This is a genomic window from Nonomuraea sp. NPDC049269 (assembly GCF_043197155.1).
In the GTDB taxonomy this organism is placed as follows: Bacteria; Actinomycetota; Actinomycetes; order Streptosporangiales; family Streptosporangiaceae; genus Nonomuraea.
Genome location: NZ_JBICSO010000001.1, coordinates 1,608,200 through 1,627,041, shown reverse-complemented (window position 1 = coordinate 1,627,041; position 18,842 = coordinate 1,608,200). Strand labels below are relative to the sequence as shown.

Annotated in this window: 12 protein-coding genes; 7 read left to right on the top strand and 5 right to left on the bottom strand. The window is 72.1% G+C overall.

What is annotated here, in order from left to right; translation table 11 throughout:
* The first annotated feature begins 82 nt into the window (after positions 1-82).
* On the top strand, positions 83-2,884 hold the full coding sequence (locus ACGFNP_RS07505) for an AAA family ATPase (RefSeq protein WP_393315925.1): 2,802 nt from the start codon (positions 83-85) through the stop codon (positions 2,882-2,884).
* On the opposite strand, the gene ACGFNP_RS07500 is transcribed toward ACGFNP_RS07505, so the two are convergent.
* Together ACGFNP_RS07500 and ACGFNP_RS07495 are read right to left on the bottom strand one after the other, a co-directional pair.
* Positions 2,820-3,515 carry a type 1 glutamine amidotransferase domain-containing protein gene (locus ACGFNP_RS07500; protein ID WP_393315922.1) on the bottom strand — a complete coding sequence of 232 codons (696 nt, stop codon included), beginning with the start codon at positions 3,513-3,515 and terminating at the stop codon, positions 2,820-2,822. The two genes, ACGFNP_RS07505 and ACGFNP_RS07500, sit on opposite strands and share 65 nt — an antisense overlap.
* Before the next feature lie 122 nt (positions 3,516-3,637).
* Positions 3,638-4,531: a LysR family transcriptional regulator gene (locus tag ACGFNP_RS07495; RefSeq protein WP_393315919.1), complete on the bottom strand. Its 894-nt coding sequence runs from the start codon at positions 4,529-4,531 to the stop codon at positions 3,638-3,640.
* 123 nt (positions 4,532-4,654) lie between these two features.
* Between ACGFNP_RS07495 and mtnA the strand changes: the two genes are divergently transcribed.
* The 4 genes from mtnA (at position 4,655) to scpA (ending at position 10,452) form a co-directional block, all read left to right on the top strand.
* Positions 4,655-5,593, top strand: coding sequence for an S-methyl-5-thioribose-1-phosphate isomerase (mtnA, locus tag ACGFNP_RS07490; protein ID WP_393315916.1), 939 nt, complete (start codon positions 4,655-4,657; stop codon positions 5,591-5,593).
* A 98-nt stretch (positions 5,594-5,691) separates the two neighbouring features.
* Entirely contained in the window at positions 5,692-6,465 is a 774-nt protein-coding gene (locus ACGFNP_RS07485) for an N-acetylmuramoyl-L-alanine amidase (protein ID WP_393315913.1), read from the top strand.
* 67 nt (positions 6,466-6,532) lie between these two features.
* Entirely contained in the window at positions 6,533-8,305 is a 1,773-nt protein-coding gene (locus ACGFNP_RS07480; protein WP_393315910.1) for a methylmalonyl-CoA mutase subunit beta, read from the top strand.
* The gene (gene scpA / locus ACGFNP_RS07475) at positions 8,302-10,452 is read left to right on the top strand and encodes a methylmalonyl-CoA mutase (protein WP_358318843.1); all 2,151 of its coding nucleotides are present in this window, start codon (positions 8,302-8,304) and stop codon (positions 10,450-10,452) included. The genes ACGFNP_RS07480 and scpA overlap by 4 nt, the downstream gene beginning before the upstream one ends.
* A 7-nt stretch (positions 10,453-10,459) precedes the next feature.
* Here scpA and ACGFNP_RS07470 read toward each other — a convergent pair whose 3' ends face one another.
* From ACGFNP_RS07470 to ACGFNP_RS07460, 3 genes are read right to left on the bottom strand one after another with little or no spacing between them, the layout of a single operon-like run.
* Positions 10,460-12,160, bottom strand: coding sequence for a serine/threonine-protein kinase (locus tag ACGFNP_RS07470; RefSeq protein WP_393315906.1), 1,701 nt, complete (start codon positions 12,158-12,160; stop codon positions 10,460-10,462).
* On the bottom strand, positions 12,160-13,935 hold the full coding sequence (locus tag ACGFNP_RS07465) for a serine/threonine protein kinase (RefSeq protein WP_393315903.1): 1,776 nt from the start codon (positions 13,933-13,935) through the stop codon (positions 12,160-12,162). The genes ACGFNP_RS07470 and ACGFNP_RS07465 overlap by 1 nt, the downstream gene beginning before the upstream one ends.
* Positions 13,935-15,482 (bottom strand): serine/threonine protein kinase, encoded by a 1,548-nt coding sequence (locus ACGFNP_RS07460; protein WP_393315900.1) that lies wholly within the window; start codon positions 15,480-15,482, stop codon positions 13,935-13,937. The genes ACGFNP_RS07465 and ACGFNP_RS07460 overlap by 1 nt, the downstream gene beginning before the upstream one ends.
* 107 nt (positions 15,483-15,589) lie before the next feature.
* Between ACGFNP_RS07460 and meaB the strand changes: the two genes are divergently transcribed.
* Together meaB and ACGFNP_RS07450 are read left to right on the top strand one after the other, a co-directional pair.
* A complete protein-coding gene (meaB, locus tag ACGFNP_RS07455; protein ID WP_393315897.1) occupies positions 15,590-16,549 on the top strand; it encodes a methylmalonyl Co-A mutase-associated GTPase MeaB in 960 nt (319 codons plus the stop codon).
* Positions 16,550-16,692: 143 nt separating this feature from the next.
* Positions 16,693-18,837: a CehA/McbA family metallohydrolase gene (locus ACGFNP_RS07450; protein ID WP_393315894.1), complete on the top strand. Its 2,145-nt coding sequence runs from the start codon at positions 16,693-16,695 to the stop codon at positions 18,835-18,837.
* Positions 18,838-18,842: the final 5 nt, after the last annotated feature.

Genomic DNA, 18,842 nt, shown 5'->3' with positions numbered 1-18,842 from the left:
CGAAGATGCGGGCCTCGATAACGCCGTTGTAGCGTGTACGGGGGCCAAACCGCGACAAAGGCGGGCAAAGGTGGCATATCCGGTGCATAGCTCAGGTAACGGGGAAAAAGTAGGCCTGCTCGGGCGCCGGATCGAGTGCGCCCTCCTCGACCGGATGATCAGCGCCGTCCGCACGGGGGAGAGCCGCGCGCTCGTGGTCCGCGGCCCGCCTGGCGTGGGAAAGTCGGCGCTGCTCGACTACGTGAAGGATTCGGCCGACGGCCTGCGCGTGCTCCGTGCGGTCGGCATCGAATCCGAGATGGAGCTGCCGTTCGCCACGCTGCATCAGTTGTGCGTGCCGTTGCTCGATCGGCTGCGGAATCTGCCCGCACCGCAGCGCACCGCGCTCGAGACGGTGTTCGGGATACGAGCGGGGACCGCGCCCGATGGCTTCCTGATCGGGCTGGCGGTACTCGGTCTCCTGTCGGACGCTTCGGAGGTACGCCCGCTGCTCTGCGTGGTCGACGACGCCCAGTGGATGGACCGGGCCTCGGCGCAGGCCCTGGGCTTCGTCGCTCGCCGGCTGCTGGCGGAGTCGGTCGCCCTCGTCTTCGGCGCCCGCGAGCGGGCTCAGGACCTGCTCGGACTGCCGGAACTGGAGGTCACCGGGCTCGGTGACGCCGCCGCGGACACCCTGCTGAATTCGGTCACGCACGTCCGGCTAGACCGGCAGATCCGCGATCGGATCGTCGCGGAGACCGAAGGCAACCCCCTCGCCCTGCTGGAACTGCCTCGCGGCCTGACCGTCACCCAGCTGGCCGGCGGATTCGGCCTCCTGCACGCCGACACGCTGCCGGGCCGGATCGAGCAGAGCTTCCTGAGCCGGATCGAAGAGCTGCCCGAGCAGACCCGGCTGCTCCTGCTGATCGCCGCCGCCGAGCCGGTGGGCGACCCCGTCCTGGTGTGGCGTGCCGCCGGCCGGCTCGGCGTGACGCCCGCGACGGCCCTGGCCGGCGGCACGGACGGGCTGCTGTCGTTCGACGTACGCGTGACGTTCCGTCATCCGCTCGTGCGGTCGGCCGTGTACCGATCGGCGACGGAAGAGGAGCGCTGGGCGGCCCACCTGGCGTTGGCGGAGGTCACCGACCGGCAGGTCGACCCGGACCGCCGCGCCTGGCACCTCGCGTGCGCCGCGGCCGAGCCGGACGAGTCCGTCGCCGCCGAACTCGAACGGTCCGCCGGCCGTGCGCAGGCGCGCGGTGGGCTGGCCGCCGCGGCGGCGTTCCTGCAGCGTTCCGTGGCGCTGACCGTCGACACCTCGCGGCGCGCGGACCGCGCGGTGGCGGCCGCGGACGCCACCTTCGAGGCCGGCGACCTCGACGCCGCACGGAGATTCGCCGACATCGCGGAGCGGGACGCCCGGAGCGAGTTCCAGCGGGCGCGAGCCCACCTCGTACGGAGCCGGATCGCGTTCGCGGCCGACCTCGACAGTGAGGCGCCGCGCACGTTGCTGACGGCCGCGCGGCGGCTGGAGCCCTTCGACAGGGACCTCGCGCGCGAGACCTACCTGATCGCCTGGGGTACCTCGGCGTTGCTCGCGGACGCGGACGGCCTCAAGGCGATCTCCCAAGCGATGAGAGCTCTTCCGGCGGCGACGGGAGCCCCTCACGCCCTCGATCTCGTGATCGAGGGCTGCGCGCTGCTCGTCACCGACGGCCGGGCCGTTGCCGTTCCCGTACTGCGGCGGGCAGCGACCGCGCTCGCGGACCTTCCGGCGCGCGACGTCCTGAAGTGGGGCTGGGTGGCCGACGTTGTCGGCTCCGCCGTCTGGGACGACCAGGCCATGCGCATGATGGGCAGCCGGGCGGTCGAGGTGGTACGCGCCGCGGGGGCCCTGACCGATCTCCCGCTCTGCCTCGCGTCGCTGGGGATGGCGGCCACGTGGACCGGCGACTTCGCCGCCTCGGCCGCGACCGTCGCCGAGGCCGAGGCCATCGCGGCGGCAACCGGCGTTCCCGGCGCGCCGCACGTCAGGCTCCGGCTCAGCGCTTTGCGAGGCCGGAGCGCCGAGGCCGAGGCGCTCATCGCCGACACGATCGAGGAGGCCGGTGCGGGTGGCCCGTCGATGGGGGTCGCGGTCGCCCAGTGGGCGGCCGCGATCCTCTACAACGGGCTCGGCCGCTATCAGCAGGCGATGCCGGCCGCCCAGGCCAGTACGCGGCTCCCGCAGCCGTGGATCTCGGTCTGGGCGCTGCCCGAACTCGTCGAGGCGGCGGCGCGCGTCGGTGACGAGAAGGTCGCCCGTGACGCGCTCGAACGACTGGCGGACGCGGCGGAGCCGTGCGACACCGACTGGGCGCAGGGAATCCTGGCCCGCTCCCGGGCGCTGCTGAGCGACGGAGCGCCTGCGGACCGCCTCTATCGCGGGGCGATCGAGCGGTTGGCACGCACGCTGCTGCGTCCCGAACTCGCGCGTGCTCACCTGCTGTACGGCGAGTGGCTGCGCCGGGAGCGTCAGCGGATCGAGGCGCGGGATCACCTGCGTACGGCGTACGAGATGTTCGTGTCGATCGGGATGGAGGCGTTCGCCGAACGCGCCCGCCACGAACTGCTCGCCACAGGGGAAACCGTCCGCAAGCGCACGAACGAGGCGTCGTCCAGTGACGAGCTGACGCCGCAGGAGAAGCAGATCGCGCTGCTCGTGCGGGACGGCTTCTCCAATCCGGAAGTCGGCACCCGGCTCTTCCTCAGCCCGCGGACGGTCGAGTGGCACCTGCGCAAGATCTTCACCAAGCTGTCGATCACCTCCCGCAGGCAACTGCGCGATGCTCTTCCCCGGGCTACTTCAATGCCTTCAACAGCCGCTCCGCCAGGACCGCGGCCGAATGGGGATTCTGCCCGGTGATCAGGTTGCGGTCCTCCACCATGTACGGCTCCCAGATCGCGCCGCGGCTGAACTCGACGCCGACCTTCTCCTTCAGCTCGTCCTCCAGCAGCCACTGCGTCCTGGAGGCCAGCCCGACACCCTCCTCCTCATCATTGGTGAAACCCGTGACCCGGTAGCCCTTGAAGGGCGACTCGCCGTGGATCCTGGTGGCCAGCATCGCGGCCGGGGCGTGGCACACGATCGCGAGCGGCTTGCCCGAGGCGAGCGCCGCCGTCAGCAGCCGGCCCGCGTCGGCGTCCTGCCACAGGTCCTGCATCGGACCGTGGCCGCCGGGCAGGTAGACCGCGTCGTAGTCCTCGAGGCGGGCGTCCGACAGCCTGATCGGCCGCCGCATCGTCTCCGCGGAACGGATGATGGCCTCCAGATCGAGGGCGCCCTGCACACCGCCCGCCATTTCCGGACGCAGGCTCATCATGTCGACGTTCGGCGTCACACCGTTGGGTGTCGCGACCACGACCGCGTGGCCTGCCTCTGTGATCGCCTTGTACGGGTTCGCGAACTCCTCGGCCCAGTAACCCGTCGCGTATCTCGTGCCGTCCTTCAACGTCAGGTACGTGGCTCCGGTGACCACGAAAAGTAGCTTCGCCATCGATCGCTCCTCCCGTCCGAGGCCGGCGTCCGTGCCGTCTGATTCAGGTTTGCGCACAAGGCGGCAGGTGGCACCCGTGGGACACCCTGGTCTCCTCCCTGGCCCGCGTGCGGCCGGTCGGGTCAGAGGCGGGTAGGGAGGGTGCCGAGATCGGTGACGACCCGGGCGAAGGCCCGGATGAGGTCGTTCTCCGCCTCTGTCCGCCAGACCAGGCCGAAGGTGAGAGCCCGCAGGTCGGTGATGGGCAACCAGGTGATGTCGGGACGGGAGAAGTAACGGGCGGAGTGGGCGGGCAGGACGTTGACGATCTCGCTGATGCTGACGAGGGAGAGCAGCTCGTCCATGTTCGTGACGAGCGGGCCGCGTTCGATCGGATAGCCGCGCGGGGTCTGGAAGGGGACGAAGCCGTCCTCCCAGTAGGCGGGAACGGGCCTGGCTCCGGAGTGCCGGAAGTGGGCGATGTCCTCCACGGAGACCGCCGACCGCCCGGCCAGTTCGTGGTCGGCGGCGACGGCCAGCAGGCGGGGGTCCGCGAACAGGGCCGGGCCGACCGTGAGGTCGGGCTCCTCGACGGGCAGCCAGGTGACCAGGAGGTCGGCCTCGCCACGCCGCAGGACGCCGAAGGGGTCGACGAAGGCGGCGTGGCGGAGCTGGAGTTCGCAGTACGGATGGTGGGTGCGGAAGGTCGCCCAGTAGGGACGCAGGTCGTGGGTGTTGACCGGCATCATGCCGATCCGGAGCCGTGCGGTCTTGCCCCGGGCGGCCAGCTTGGCCCGCCGCATGCTGTCCATCAGTCCCGCGTAGAGGGGCCGGAGATCGTCGCGTAGCTGCTCGCCGACCGGTGTCAGCCGGACCGTCCGGCTGGTCCGGTCGAAGAGGAGGGCGCCGATCTGGCGTTCCTGCTTCTTGATCGCCTGACTGATCCGGGCGGGAGTCACGTGGAGCCGCTCGGCGGTCCGGCCGAAGTGCAGCTCCGCGGCCAGCGTCAGGAAGATCTCGATGTCACGCAGCTCCATGACCTTCCCTCACGTCAACTCACCGGGTGACGCACGTTTTATCACCTGGCCGGCAGCGACGGCGGACACAGCTCTGCGAACCGGGCCATACCGGCACCCCGCGCGGACGGCTACGGTTTGGGCGTGAGGACGATTGACTGGGTAGACGGCGCGGTCGAGCTGGTGGATCAGACGCGGTTGCCGGACGAGTGCGTCATGGTACGGATCGAGACCGTCGCGGACCTGATCGACGCCATCCGGCGACTGGCCGTGCGCGGGGCGCCCGCGCTCGGCGTGGCCGGGGCGCTCGGCGTCGTGCTGGCGGCCGGCGACCAGAACGCCATGGCGAGGCTGCGCGCCGCCAGGCCCACCGCCGTGAACCTCGCCTGGGGCGTCGACCAGGCCGCCGCCCACCTGTCCCAAGGTCGGCAGGCCGTGCTCAAGGCAGCGCTGCGGATCCGCGACGACGACATCGCGGCCTGCGAGGCCATGGGCAAGCGGGGCGCCGACCTCCTCGAAGGCGACCGGCTGCGCATCATGACCGTGTGCAACACGGGCGGGCTGGCGGCCGTCGAACGGGGCACCGCGCTCGGCGTCGTCCAGACCCTGCACGAGCGCGGACGGCTGGCCGAGGTGCTCGCCCTGGAGACCCGCCCCCTGCTGCAGGGCGCCCGGCTCACCACCTGGGAGCTGGCCAGGATGGGCGCGCCGCACCGGCTCATCGCCGACTCCGCCGGACCGTACCTGCTGGCCAAGGGCGGCATCGACGCGGTGCTCATCGGCGCCGACCGCATCGCCGCCAACGGCGACACCGCCAACAAGATCGGCTCGTACGCGCTGGCGCTCGGGGCGGAGCGGGCCGGGGTGCCGTTCATCGTCGTCGCGCCCGAGACCACCATCGACCAAGCCACCCCGTCCGGCGAGCACATCGAGATCGAGGACAGAGGCGCCGACGAGATCGTCACCATCAGGGGCACGCGGGTGGCGCCGGAAGGCACGCGGGCGCTGAACCCGGCGTTCGACGTCACCCCGCACGATCTCATCACCGCGATCGTCACCGACAAGCGGGTGATCAGGCCGTAAGCCGGTATAGGTGCCAAAATAACCAGATCTACCCACCTTTCCGCGCACTCCGGGCTACGCTCAGTGGTCACATTTCCCCTACCCCCGGAGAGCACAAGGTGGCCATCGACCTCGTGTTACGGCGCGACTGGCAGGCCCGTGAGCGGCACGGCGACTACACACAGCTCGACTCCACCAAGGGAGTCAAGGTCCATTACACGGGCGGCCGGGTCGATCCGGGCATCGTCGGCGACCACGCGGTCTGCGTGTCGCTGGTGCGGTCGATCCAGGGCTACCACATGGACGGCAACGGCTGGATCGACATCGGCTACTCGTTCGTGGCGTGTCCGCATCGCAAGGTGTTCGAGGGGCGGGGGCTCCACCACTTACCCGCGGCCAACGGGGCCGGGCTCAACTCCGGCCACTACGCCGTGCTCGGCCTGGTCGGCAACGCCGGGCTGGTGGAGCCGCCCGACGGAGTGCTCCACGCGATCCTGGACGCGGTCGAGTACGTCCGCGAACGCGGCAACGCCGGCAAGGAGATCAAGGGACACCGGGACGGCTACTCGACCGACTGCCCGGGCGAACCCCTCTACGCGTGGGTCAAGCGCGGCGCGCCCCGGCCGGGTGGCACCACCCCGCCGCCCAACCCGCCGACGGCGCCGCCGTTCCCCGGGCGGCTGTTGAAATACCCGCCCGTGATGCGTGGCGAAGACGTGCGTACGTGGCAGCAGCAGATGAAGGTACGCGGCATGGAGATCGACGTCGACGGCGCCTACGGCAGCGGCTCCCGCGACGTATGCCTCCGTTTCCAGCGTGAACAGGGCATCGACGACGACGGCATCGTCGGGCCGACCACCTGGCGGCTGTCATGGGAGGCACCTCTGACCTGATGGTGGGGTCGGTCAGGGGCGAGCCCGGGGTTCCTGGGTTCGGCGGGCAACGCCTACTATCCGAAACATGCATCTCGCAGCGGGCTTTCCTACCACGAACCGGGACGATTGGCGGGCCCTGGCGCTCGAGGTTCTGCGTAAGTCGGGTGTCGAGGCCGGGTCGCCGGAGGAGGCGCTGGCCGGCCTCACCTACGACGGGGTGACGCTCGCTCCGCTCTACGACGCCGCCGACCTGCCCGAGCACCTGCCGCGCGCTCGCCGGGCGGCGGGCGCCGGGTGGGACGTGCGGCAGCGGCACTCCGTGGCCGACCCCGAGGCCGTGCTGGCCGACCTGGAACACGGGGTCACCTCGCTCTGGCTGGTCCTGGGTGACGGCGCGATCCCGGTCGGGCGGCTCCCCGACGTCCTGCGGGAGGTCTATCTGGACCTCGCGCCGATCGTTCTACAGGCCGGGGCCGAGACCCGGGAGGCCGCCGAGGTCCTGTTCGGGCTGGCGGCGGAGCGCGAGGTCTCGCCGATGGGCAACCTGGGCGCCTCGATCGGTACGGCGGCGGGACGGGACGCGACGGTCGAGCTGGCGGTGCGGTGCTCGGAGGGCTTCCCCGGGATGCGGGCCGTCATGCTGGACGCCACGCCCTACCACGACACGGGCGGGAGCGACGCCGACGAGCTCGGCTGCTCGATCGCGCTGGGGGTCGAGCACCTGCGGGCGCTCACCGGCGCGGGCCTGAGTGTCGGGCAGGCGTTCGGGCAGCTGGAGTTCCGCTATGCCGCCACCGCCGATCAGTTCGCCACCATCGCCAAGCTGCGGGCCGCGCGTACGCTCTGGGCTCGGGTGGCCGAGGTGTGCGGGGCGGCGGACGGCGGGCAGCGGCAGCACGCGGTGACGAGTTCCGCCATGATGACCGCCCGCGACCCCTGGGTGAACCTGCTCCGCACCACCATCGCCTGCTTCGCCGCCGGGGTGGGGGGTGCGGACGCGGTGACCGTGCAGCCGTTCGACGCGTGCCTGGGTCCGCCGGACGCCTTCGCCCGGCGGATGGCGCGCAACACGCAGGCGCTGCTGCTGGAGGAGGCCGGAGCCGGGAGGGTGGCCGACCCGGCGGGCGGCTCCTGGTACGTCGAGCGCCGCACCGCCGACCTGGCCGACCGTGCCTGGGCCTGGTTCCAGGAGATCGAGGCGGCCGGCGGGATCGGTGCGGCGTCCGGGCTGGTCGCCGAGCGGATCGCGGACACCAGGCAGCGCCGGGCCAGCGACATCGCCCACCGGCGTTTCCCGATCACCGGCGTGAGCGAGTTCCCCGACCTCGCCGAGAAGCCGGTCCGCGGACAGCCCGTCCCGAGCGCCGGCGCGGGCGGGCGGCCCTCGCGTGAACGGGTTTCCGAGGGTGAGGCGGGCCTTGAGGGGTTGCCGGAGATCCGGTACGCCCAGGAGTTCGAGGCGCTGCGGGACCTCGCTGACGCGCGGCCGGAGCGGCCCGTGGTGTTCCTGGCCACCATCGGCCCCGTCGCCGCCTACACGGCCCGTGCCGCGTTCGCCGCGAACCTGTTCCAGGCGGGCGGGCTCGCCACCGAGTCCGCCGGGCCGGGCACCGACCCCGACCAGATCGCCACCGCCTTCGCCGTCAGCGGCTCGACCGTCGCCTGCCTGTGTTCCAGCGACAAGATGTACGGCCTGCACGCCGAGGCCGTCGCCGCCGCGCTGAGACGGGCGGGCGCGAGAAAGGTCTGGCTGGCGGGGAAGGGTGACTACGAGGGCGTCGACGACCGCCTCTACGCCGGGTGCGACGCACTCGCCGTGCTCCGCACGACCTTCGACGACCTGGAGGTGACGCGATGATCCCGGACTTCTCGGCCATCCCGCTGACCGGCCCTGACCCCGACGAGCCCGCCGGGGTCAGTGAGGGCCAGGTCTGGGAGACACCCGAGGGGATCGCGGTCAAGCCCGTCTACACGGCCGACGACCTCGGCGGGCTCGACTTCCTGGGGACATATCCGGGCGCCGCGCCGTACCTGCGTGGCCCCTATCCGACCATGTACGTCAACCAGCCCTGGACGATCCGCCAGTACGCGGGCTTCTCCACGGCCGAGGACTCCAACGCCTTCTACCGCCGCAACCTCGCCGCTGGGCAGAAGGGGCTGTCGGTGGCGTTCGACCTGGCCACGCACCGGGGCTACGACTCCGATCATCCGCGGGTCGCCGGGGACGTGGGCATGGCCGGGGTGGCGATCGACTCGATCTATGACATGCGGCAGTTGTTCGACGGGATCCCGCTGGACCGGATGTCGGTGTCGATGACCATGAACGGCGCGGTGCTGCCCGTGCTGGCGCTCTACATCGTGGCGGCCGAGGAGCAGGGGGTGGCGCCCGAGCAACTGGCCGGCACCATCCAGAACGACATCCTCAAGGAGTTCATGGTCCGCAACACCTACATTTACCCCCCGGCCCCATCAATGCGCATAATTTCGGATATTTTCGCTTTTGCCAGTGAAAAGATGCCGAAGTTTAATTCCATCAGCATCTCCGGCTACCACATTCAGGAGGCCGGGGCCACCTGTGACCTTGAGCTGGCCTACACCCTGGCCGACGGGGTCGAATACCTGCGGGCGGGCGTCGCCGCCGGGATGGACGTCGACCGGTTCGCGCCCCGGCTGTCGTTCTTCTGGTGCATCGGCATGAACTTCTTCATGGAAGTCGCCAAGCTGAGAGCCGCCCGCCTCCTCTGGGCCAACCTCGTTTCCGGATTTAACGCGAAAAATCCGAAATCGCTGAGTCTCCGTACCCACTCCCAGACCTCCGGCTGGTCCCTCACCGCGCAGGACCCCTTCAACAACGTCGCCCGCACCTGCGTCGAGGCCATGGCCGCCACTCAGGGCCACACCCAGTCCCTGCACACCAACGCCCTCGACGAGGCGCTCGCGCTGCCCACGGACTTCTCCGCCCGGATCGCCCGCAACACCCAGCTCCTCCTCCAGCAGGAGTCCGGCACCACCAAGGTGATCGACCCGTGGGGCGGCTCCTACTACGTCGAACGCCTCACCCACGACCTGGCCGAACGCGCCTGGGCCCACATCCAGGAGGTCGAGGCCGCCGGCGGCATGGCCCGCGCCATCGAGGCCGGCCTGCCCAAGCTCCGCATCGAGGAGGCCGCGGCCCGCGCCCAGGCCCGCATCGACTCGGGCCGCCAGCCCGTGATCGGCGTGAACAAGTACCGCAGCGACGCCGACGAGCCGATCGAGGTGCTCAAGGTCGACAACAGCTCCGTACGGGCGCAGCAGCTCGACAAACTCCGCAGACTCCGGGCCGAACGCGACGAGGGCGCCGTGACCCACGCGCTCGACGCCCTGACCAAGGCCGCCGGCGACCCCGCCCCCGGCCTCGAACACAACCTGCTCAAGCTGGCGGTCGACGCCGCCCGCGCCAAGGCCACCGTCGGCGAGATCTCCGACGCGCTGGAGCGCGTCTTCGGGCGCCACGCCGAGCAGGTCCGTACCATCTCCGGCGTGTATCGCGACGAGGCGGGCCCGACCGCCAACATCGAGCGCGTACGGCACGCGTGCGCCGCCTTCGAGCGCGCCGAGGGCCGTCGCCCGCGCATCCTGGTGGCCAAGATGGGCCAGGACGGCCACGACCGCGGCCAGAAGGTGATCGCCACCGCGTTCGCCGACCTGGGGTTCGATGTGGACGTCGGCCCGCTGTTCCAGACGCCGGAGGAGGTGGCGCGGCAGGCCGTCGAGGCCGACGTGCACATCGTCGGCGTGTCCTCGCTGGCGGCCGGCCACCTGACCCTGGTGCCCGCGCTCCGGGAGGCCCTGGCCGGGCTGGGCGCCGACGACGTGATGATCGTGGTCGGCGGCGTCGTCCCGCCGGGCGACTTCGACGAACTGCGCGCGGCCGGCGCCTCGGCGATCTTCCCTCCCGGTACGGTGATCGCCGACGCCGCCATGGACCTGCTGGAGGAGCTCGCGTCCCGCCTGGGGCACTGAGCCGGGCTCACTCCATCCGGTCGAGGGCGCACATCTTCACGGAGATGGCGCTCTGCCGGCTGCCCCCGCTGACCACGTTGAAGGCGACCCGGTGCGTGCCCTGCGTCTTGAACGACCCCGCCGGCAGGTAGACCTTGTGGGGGGTCACGGCCGGGGTGCGGCCCAGGTTCTGGCCGTCGACGAGCCAGCGGTAGGTGAAGGCGTGGCCTTTGGGACCGTCGATGACGGCGTACACGTTGAGGTCGCTACGCCAGCAGCCGCCCAGGTCGACGCCTTCCGTGCGCAGACTCACGGACCGGACCCCGCCGCTCGCGGTCGTCGGCTCGGCGGTGGGTTTGGTGGCGGTCGCGGTGGTGCTGGGCTTGGCGCTCGGTTTGGTGGAGGGCTTGGTCGTCGGCGGGGTGGTCGTCGTGGCTCGGGTGGGCTGCTTGCGTCCGGGGGAGGGCGTGGTGGACGGCCTGCTCTTGGCTCCGGTGGACTTGGTGGGAGACGCGCCGGTGGGGGAGGGGCCTGTGGGGCTGGGCGTGGGGGTGGTGAAGGCGCCGATGATGTTCGGGAGGCGTAAGGATGGCACCACCCAGACGACGGCCGTCACCACCACTCCCGCCACGGCCACCGCCGCACCGCCCACGAGCAGCGCCCGGTTGCGCCCCCGGTGCGGCCCGCCTCCACTGGACGGCCCGGCCCCGTTCCACGGCCCGGCCGCGTTCTGGGGCCCGCCCCCGTTCCACTGCTCGCCTCCGCTGGACGGCCCGCTTTCGGCCTGCGGTCCCGCCGCGTTGGGCGCACCGGCCGCATTGGGCCAGCGGGGTTGGCCGGGTAGGCCGTATGCGGCTGGATATCCGTTTCCGGCCGGCTCGGGCCCCGCATGGCCGGTCCCGGCCGGTCCGGGGGTCGGGAATCCGCTCCCGGCACCCGGTGCGTGACCGCCTGGCAACGGGTTCGCCGTACCGCCGAGCAGTCGCAGCAGGACGTCCTGCATGGTCGGGCGGCGGGCGGGGTCCTTGGACAGGCACGCGTACACGATCGGCCGTAAGCCGTGCGGCAGGTCGCCGAGCTGGGGTTCGTTGTTGAGGATGCGGTTGATCACGGCAGGCAGCGCGTCGTTGCCGAACGGCGGCACCCCCGACGCCGCGTACACGATCACCGACGCCCACGCGAACACGTCCGCCGCAGCCCCCACAGCCGTCCCGCCCAGCTGCTCGGGCGCCATGTAGGCAGGAGTGCCGACGATGCCGCTGGTGACCGTGAGCGCCGCGCCGGAGGCACGGGCGATGCCGAAGTCGATGACCCGGGGGCCGCCGGGGCCGAGCAGGACGTTCGCCGGTTTGAAGTCGCGGTGCACGACGCCCGCACGGTGGATGGCGGCCAGCGCCGTGGCCGTGGCGACCGCGAGGCGTTGCAGGCCCGCGCCGGTGTGCCGGCCGGCCTCCTGGAGCGAGGGGCCCTCGACGTACTCGGTCACGATGTACGGCCGGCCGCTCAGCGAAGCGTCGAGCACCTGCGCGATGCAGAACGGCTCCACCCGCCGCGCCGCCGCGATCTCCTTGGCCAGCCGGTCGTCGTGGGCCGAACCCGTCCGCAACACCTTGACGGCCACCTGCGTGCCGTCCGGGGCGTACCCCAGGTAAACCACGCCCTGACCGCCCGCGCCCAACCGCCTGGCCAGCCGGTACGGGCCGATCTCGGTGGGATCGTCCTGCGTCATCAGTCTTCGATGGAGCAGACGGTGAACGAGGTGGACCTGCTCTTGGCGACCGGCGACGTCAGCTTGAACGTGACCGTGTGCGTGCCGGCCGACACCATGTAGCCCAGCGAGCCCTCCCAGCCGGTGTACTCGCCATGGCCGATCAGGCCCCCGCGGCGCATGACGGTCTTGCTGTCGATGACCCAGGCGAAGTTGTACTTCAGAGTGCCGTACTCGCCCGCCGGCGTCTTGTCCGTCTCCACCTGGGTTTCGAAGTTGACCGGCGGCATGAGGCAGCCGTTCGTGGGATGGGCGCCGTGGACGGTGATGGCGAGGATCGAGAGGTTGGCCCTCGTGGTGGTGGGCTTCTTCGTGGTGCGGGTGGGCGTGGGTGTCGTGCGTTCGGGGGAGGGCGTGGGGCTCGTCGTGGGTGTCCGGGTGGGGGTCGCGCTGGGTTTCGGCGTGGGCTTGTGGGTGGTCTTGCGCGGGCGCGGCCGGTGGCTCTTCGACGGGGTGCCGTCCGAGGTGGGGACGTCTGCCTCGGTCACGGAGGTGCTGGAGGAGGGGGCGGCGGCCGGCGGCTGGGTCCCCGTGCCCGGCGGGAAAGCGAGCGTCACGGCGGTGGCGATGGACGCCATGATCGCCACACTGCCCCCACCGGCGAGTAAGGGGATGAGCACCCGCCCACGTCCCGCCGCCTGCCCCTGCTCCGCACCATGCCCGTGCCCGGCCGCCCGCCTGCCCGGCTGCGTGCCCGGCCCGGCCCCAACCGGAACCGGCCCCCAAGGCTGCGCGCCGTGCCGGGACCCGCCCGGAGCGCCGGGTTCGGACCCGCCCGACGCGCCATGTCCATGCCCGCCTGGCGAACCGGGCCCGATCGGCCCGCTGGGCTGGGTGCCATGGCCGGGGCCCAGCGGCCCATGGGCGGCGGATCCCAGGAAGCCCGGTCCGGTGCCCGGCGGTTCATGCGCTGCGGGCGCCGGGAAGCCGGGTCCGGTGCCTGTAGTACCGGATGGCTGGCCGCCCAGGAGGCCGAGCAGGACGTCCTGCATGGTCGGGCGGCGGGTCGGGTCCTTGGACAGGCACGCGTACACGATCGGCCGTAAGCCGTGCGGCAGGTCGCCGAGTTGGGGTTCGTTGTTGAGGATGCGGCTGATGACGGCGGGCAGCGCGTCCTGCCCGAACGGCGGCTCCCCGCCGGCCGCGTACACGATCACCGACGCCCACGCGAACACGTCCACCGCCGGCCCGACGGCCGCCCCGGCAAGCTGCTCGGGCGCCATGTAGGCGGGCGTGCCGACGATGCTGCTGGTGACCGTCAGCGCGGAGTCCGTGGCGCGGGCGATGCCGAAGTCGATGACGCGCGGCCCGTCCCGCCCGAGCAGCACGTTCGCCGGTTTGAAGTCGCGGTGCACGATCCCGGCCGCATGGATGGCGGCCAGCGCCGTGGCGGTCGCCACGGCCAGCCGTTGCAGGTCGCCGCCGGTGTGCCGGCCCGCCTGCTGGAGCGACGGCCCGTCCACGTACTCGGTCACGATGTACGGCCGGGCGCCCAGCGAAGCGTCGAGCACCTGCGCGATGCAGAACGGCTCCACCCGCCGCGCGGCCGCGACCTCCTTGGCGAAGCGGTCGTCCCCGGCCAGCCCGTCCTGCAGCACCTTGACCGCGACCGGCCCGCCACCCGGCGCCTCGGCCAGGTACACCACGCCCTGACCGCCTTCACCCAGCCGCCCGACCAGCCGGTACGGGCCGACGGCGCCGGGATCCTCCGGCAGGAGCGGTTCGACGTTCGGCATCAGGGCGTCTCACGCGGGCACAACGTGACGGAGACGCTCCGCTGCCTGGCCACGGGAGAGGTGATCCGCAGAGCCGCGGAATGGGTGCCGCCGGTGCCCTTGAGGGTGCGGGGCGAGGTCAGGTACAGCTCGCCGTCCTTCGGGATGACGGCCGTCGACCGCGACACCGGCTTGCCGTCGATGATCCAGGTGAAGCCGAAGTTCACCGCCTTACCCTGGCGCTGGACCAGGCCGGTCAGCGTCACCTGGCCGCCGGTGTAGCACCCGTTGCCGAGCGCGCCGCCGACGCGGACGTACCGGACCTTGAGCTGCCCGGACGTGGTCGCGGGGCTTGCGGTGGCGGTGCCGTTCTGGCTCGCCGGGTCCATGGTCGGCTGGGAGGTGTCCGTCTTCTTCGGGCGTGGCGTACGTGTCGGCGAGGCGGACGGGCTCGGTGTGCTGGTGGAGGTGCCCGACTGGTTCTTGTTCTTCGGCTGCGGGGTCGACGGGGTCAGCCACACGATCGCCCCGGCCAGCGCCAGCACCGAGATGCCGGAGGCGCCCGCGATGACGGCGGTCTTCCCTCGCCGCCGCGCCCGCCCGGCTCCCGGCCCGCCGTCGCGCCCGGCCGCCTGCCCTTGTGCGGTGGTCTGGTCCTGCTCGGCGCCATGCCCCGCTTGGCCGGGAGCGGCGCCGTACCCGACTTGGCCAGGCTCGGCGCCGTACCCGGCATAGCTCGCCTCAGCGCCGTGCGCGGCTTGGCCCGGCGGCGGTGTCGCCGGGCGGGACTGGCCGCCGAGCAGGTGCAGCAGCACGTCCTGCATGGACGGGCGGCGCGCCGGATCCTTGGTCAGGCAGCTCAGCACCACCGAACGCAGCGGCTCCGGCAGCTCTCCCACCTGCGGCTCGCTGTGCACGATGCGGTTGATCACCGCGGGCAGCGAGTCGTCGCCGAACGGCGGCACCCCCGACGCCGCGTACACGATCACCGACGCCCACGCGAACACATCCGCCTGAGCCCCCACCACCTGGCCGGCCAGCTGCTCGGGCGCCATGTAGGCGGGCGTGCCGACGATGCTGCTCGTCGAGGTCACCCCGGAGACGAGCGCGCGGGCGATGCCGAAGTCGATGACGCGAGGGCCGTCCCGTCCGAGCAGCACGTTCGACGGCGTGAAGTCCCGGTGGACGACGCCCGCCTGATGGATGGCGGCCAGCGCGGTGGCCGTCGCGACCGCGAGCCGCTGCAGGTCCGCCCCGCTGTGCCGGCCCGCGTCCTGGAGCGACGGCCCGTCCACGTACTCGGTCACGATGTACGGCCGGCCCGACGTCGAGGCGTCGAGCACCTGCGCGATGCAGAACGGCTCCACCCGCCGCGCGGCGGCGACCTCCTTGGCGAAGCGGTCGTCGCCCGCGATGTCCTCGCGGAGCACCTTGATCGCGACCGGCGCCCCGTTGCGCGCCTGACCGAGGTAGACCACACCCTGACCGCCCGCGCCCAGCCGCCCGACGAGCCGGTAGCGCCCCACCACTGCCGGGTCGCCCGCACGCAAGGGTTCGACATTGGGCATAAGGGGAGTGACTCCTGTGACAGGCGAGAATAGACGTCCAGCACCCTAGCGCCAAAAGTCAGGATTTGTGGAAGTTACGCTTACCGAGCGTAGAAAAGGAGGGACGAGTGCGTTCGCTGGAGGACTATGCCCGCGGCGTGCGAGAAGGGTCGCGTACGTGGATCGCCCGCGCGATCACGCTCGTCGAGTCGACCAGGGCGGACCACATCGCGCTCGCCCAGCGGCTGCTGGTCGAGCTCACCCCGCTGTCCGGCCATGCCACCCGGGTGGGCGTGTCCGGGGTGCCGGGCGTCGGCAAGTCCACCTTCATCGACGCCCTCGGCACCATGCTGACCGGCCAGGGCCACAAGGTCGCCGTACTGGCCGTGGACCCCTCCTCCACCCGGACCGGCGGGAGCATCCTGGGCGACAAGACGCGCATGGCCCGCCTCTCGGTGGACCCCGGCGCGTTCATCAGGCCTTCGCCCACGTCGGGCACTCTGGGCGGGGTCACCAAGGCGACCAGGGAGGCCATGGTCGTGGTGGAGGCGGGCGGGTTCGACGTCGTGCTCGTCGAGACCGTGGGCGTCGGCCAGTCGGAGACGGCGGTGGCCGACATGGTCGACACGTTCCTGCTGCTCAGCCTGGCGCGTACCGGGGACCAGCTGCAGGGCATCAAGAAGGGCGTGCTGGAGCTGGCCGACGTCATCGCGGTCAACAAGGCGGACGGCGAGCACGAGCTGGCGGCGCGTAAGGCGGCGCGGGAGCTCGCGGGGGCGCTGCGCATGCTGCGTTCCGACTCCGCGCCGCCGCCGGTCCTGACGTGCAGCGGCCTCACGGGCGCGGGGCTCGACGAGCTGTGGCGGAAGGTACTCGCCCACCAGAAGTCGCTGGACCTGGCCGCCAAGCGCCGCGGCCAGCAGGTGCAGTGGACGTGGACACTGGTCCGCGACCGGCTGCTCACCGAGCTCCGGGACGCGCCGGAGGTGGCGGCGATCGCGGACGAGGTCGAACGGGACGTCCTCGCGGGCACCCTCACCCCTTCGCTCGCCGCCGATCGCCTGCTGAAGGCTTTCCAGCGCCCCTGACCGACGACCGGCTGAGGTGAGTGATCCTCGGGTTGAGATTCCTCCTCCGCTGAGTGGAATATCCCATCCGCTCCTACGCGCCGTAACCGATCAGTGACGTGATCCATGCCACCATGGCGCACATCGAACGCGGGGAGGGGCCCATGGAATCGGAGCTGCCGCAGGCGGTCACAGGAGCACTGGAGGAGTACGAGCGGCTGCTCGGCGAGCACGGCATCACGTGGGGCGAGCCGGAGATTCCCTACGTCAAGCTCTTCGCCAGGCGCAGGATCCTGGCTCCCGCGCAGATGGACCTGTTCTGGCGGCTGGCCTTCCGCCGCCTCGCCGAGCGTCACCCCGGCGAGGCCCTGGACCAGCTCGCCACCCGTCTGGCGGAGCCGGACTTCGACGAGCTCCTGCGTGACACGCTCGACGGCGAACTGCCCGCCCACCTGGCCGCCCTGCGCCTGACGGCCATGGGCGCCGTCCTGGACTGCGAACCGATGACGGTGGTGGACCACGCCAGGACACGGATCGCGTTGCTGGTCGACTCGCGCCGCGACGCCGCCGGCACCGTCGTCGTGGACGGCGCGGAACGGGTCGTCGCGCCGCGCGGCGCCTGGCTGGTCGAGATCGACCGCGACAGCACGGTCACTGTGGACGGAGCGCCCGTGCCGATCGACGGGCTGGTCAGGACGGCCCCGGCCGCCACGGTACGGCTGAGCGCCGGATTCCCCTGCCGGTGGAGCGTCACCGGCGCCGACGGCCAGGGCTGGTTCCCCGAGGCGGTCCCGCACCGCCACGACTTCCACGGCCGCCCGTACTTCCACGGCGACGACCTCGTCCTGCGCGTCCCGGCCGAGCCGCTGACCATCACGGTGACGAGGGGCATGGAGTACGGCGAGGCCACCACGGAGCTCACCCCGGAACCGGGCGAGGAGCGCCTGGTACGGCTGGTCCCGCAACGGATCTACGACGCCGCGGCCCTCGGCTGGTACGGCGGCGACCTGCACGTACACCTCAACTGGGCCGGCGACGTGGTAGGCGGCCCGTCCGACGCGGCGGCGGCGCAGCACGGCGAGGACCTGCACGTGCTCAACCTGCTGGCCGGCAACGTGTCGGGCACCCGCGTCTACGACCGGGCGGCGCTCGACCACTGGGGCGGCGAAGATCTGCCCTGGTCCGACGCGACCCACGTGGCCAGGATGGGCGCCGAGTACCGCAACGACCTGCTCGGCCACGTCTACGCCTTCGCGCCGCGGGCGGCGCCGGAGCGCTTCCACACCGGGTTCGACGGCGACGCCGACTGGCCGCCCAACGCCGAGGGGCTGCGGGAGCTGCGCGGCCTGGGGGCGCTGGTCGGCTACAGCCATCCGTTCCACCAGCCGATCGGCGACGGCGACTCGCCCAAGTCCATCGTGTGGCCCGCGCCCCGCAACTGCGCGGCCAGGGAGCTGGTCGCCGACGCCGCACTCGGGCTCGTCGACAGCCTCGACGTGCTGACCCACTCCTCGATCACGGGGACCGCGGCGGTGTACCGGCGGCTGATCGGGGCGGGCAACCGGCTGGCCGTCACCGCGGGCACCGACTCGATGATCTCCTTCACCCGGGCCGGCAACCAGTCGAACCCGCCGGGCTGGGCCCGCGTCTACGCGCAGGTGGAGGGGACGCTGACCGCCGCGTCGTTCGCCGGCGCGGTGCGGGCCGGCCGTACGTTCGCCACCACCGGACCCTGGCTGGAGCTGTCGGTCGACGGGTACGGGCCGGGTGACACGATCGACGCCCGCCCCGGCGACCGGCTGACGGTCACCGCCACCGCCATCGGCCCGGAGGTCACGGCGGTCCGCGTCCGCACGGCCGAAGGCGTCCACGCCGGAGCCGAACGCCTCCCGTCGGGCGAGCGGTGGGGCGGCGAGGTACGCGGCCTGGAGCCCGCGACCAGCCCCGGCGACTGGGCCGAGGCAGGCGGCCGCCCGCCGACACTCCACCGGCGCGGCGAGGAGGAGGTGCTGAGCGTGACGGTCGAGCTGGAGGCAGGCGATCCCACGTACGTGATCGCCGAGGCCCTGTGCGACCCGCACCCGCGCACGCTCAACCACACCGGCTACGCCCTGACCAGCCCCGTGCACGTGGACGTCGACGGCGAGCGGGTCGCCAGGCCGGCCGACGTCCGGTGGTGCCTGGACTGGCTCGACCTGCTCGAAGGGCTCATCAGGCAGCACGCCAGGCTGACCGGCCGCGACCAGCTCGCCGACCACCTGGCCGTGCTGCGACAGGCCAGGGCGGTCTACCGGTCGCGCGTACGCTGAGGCCG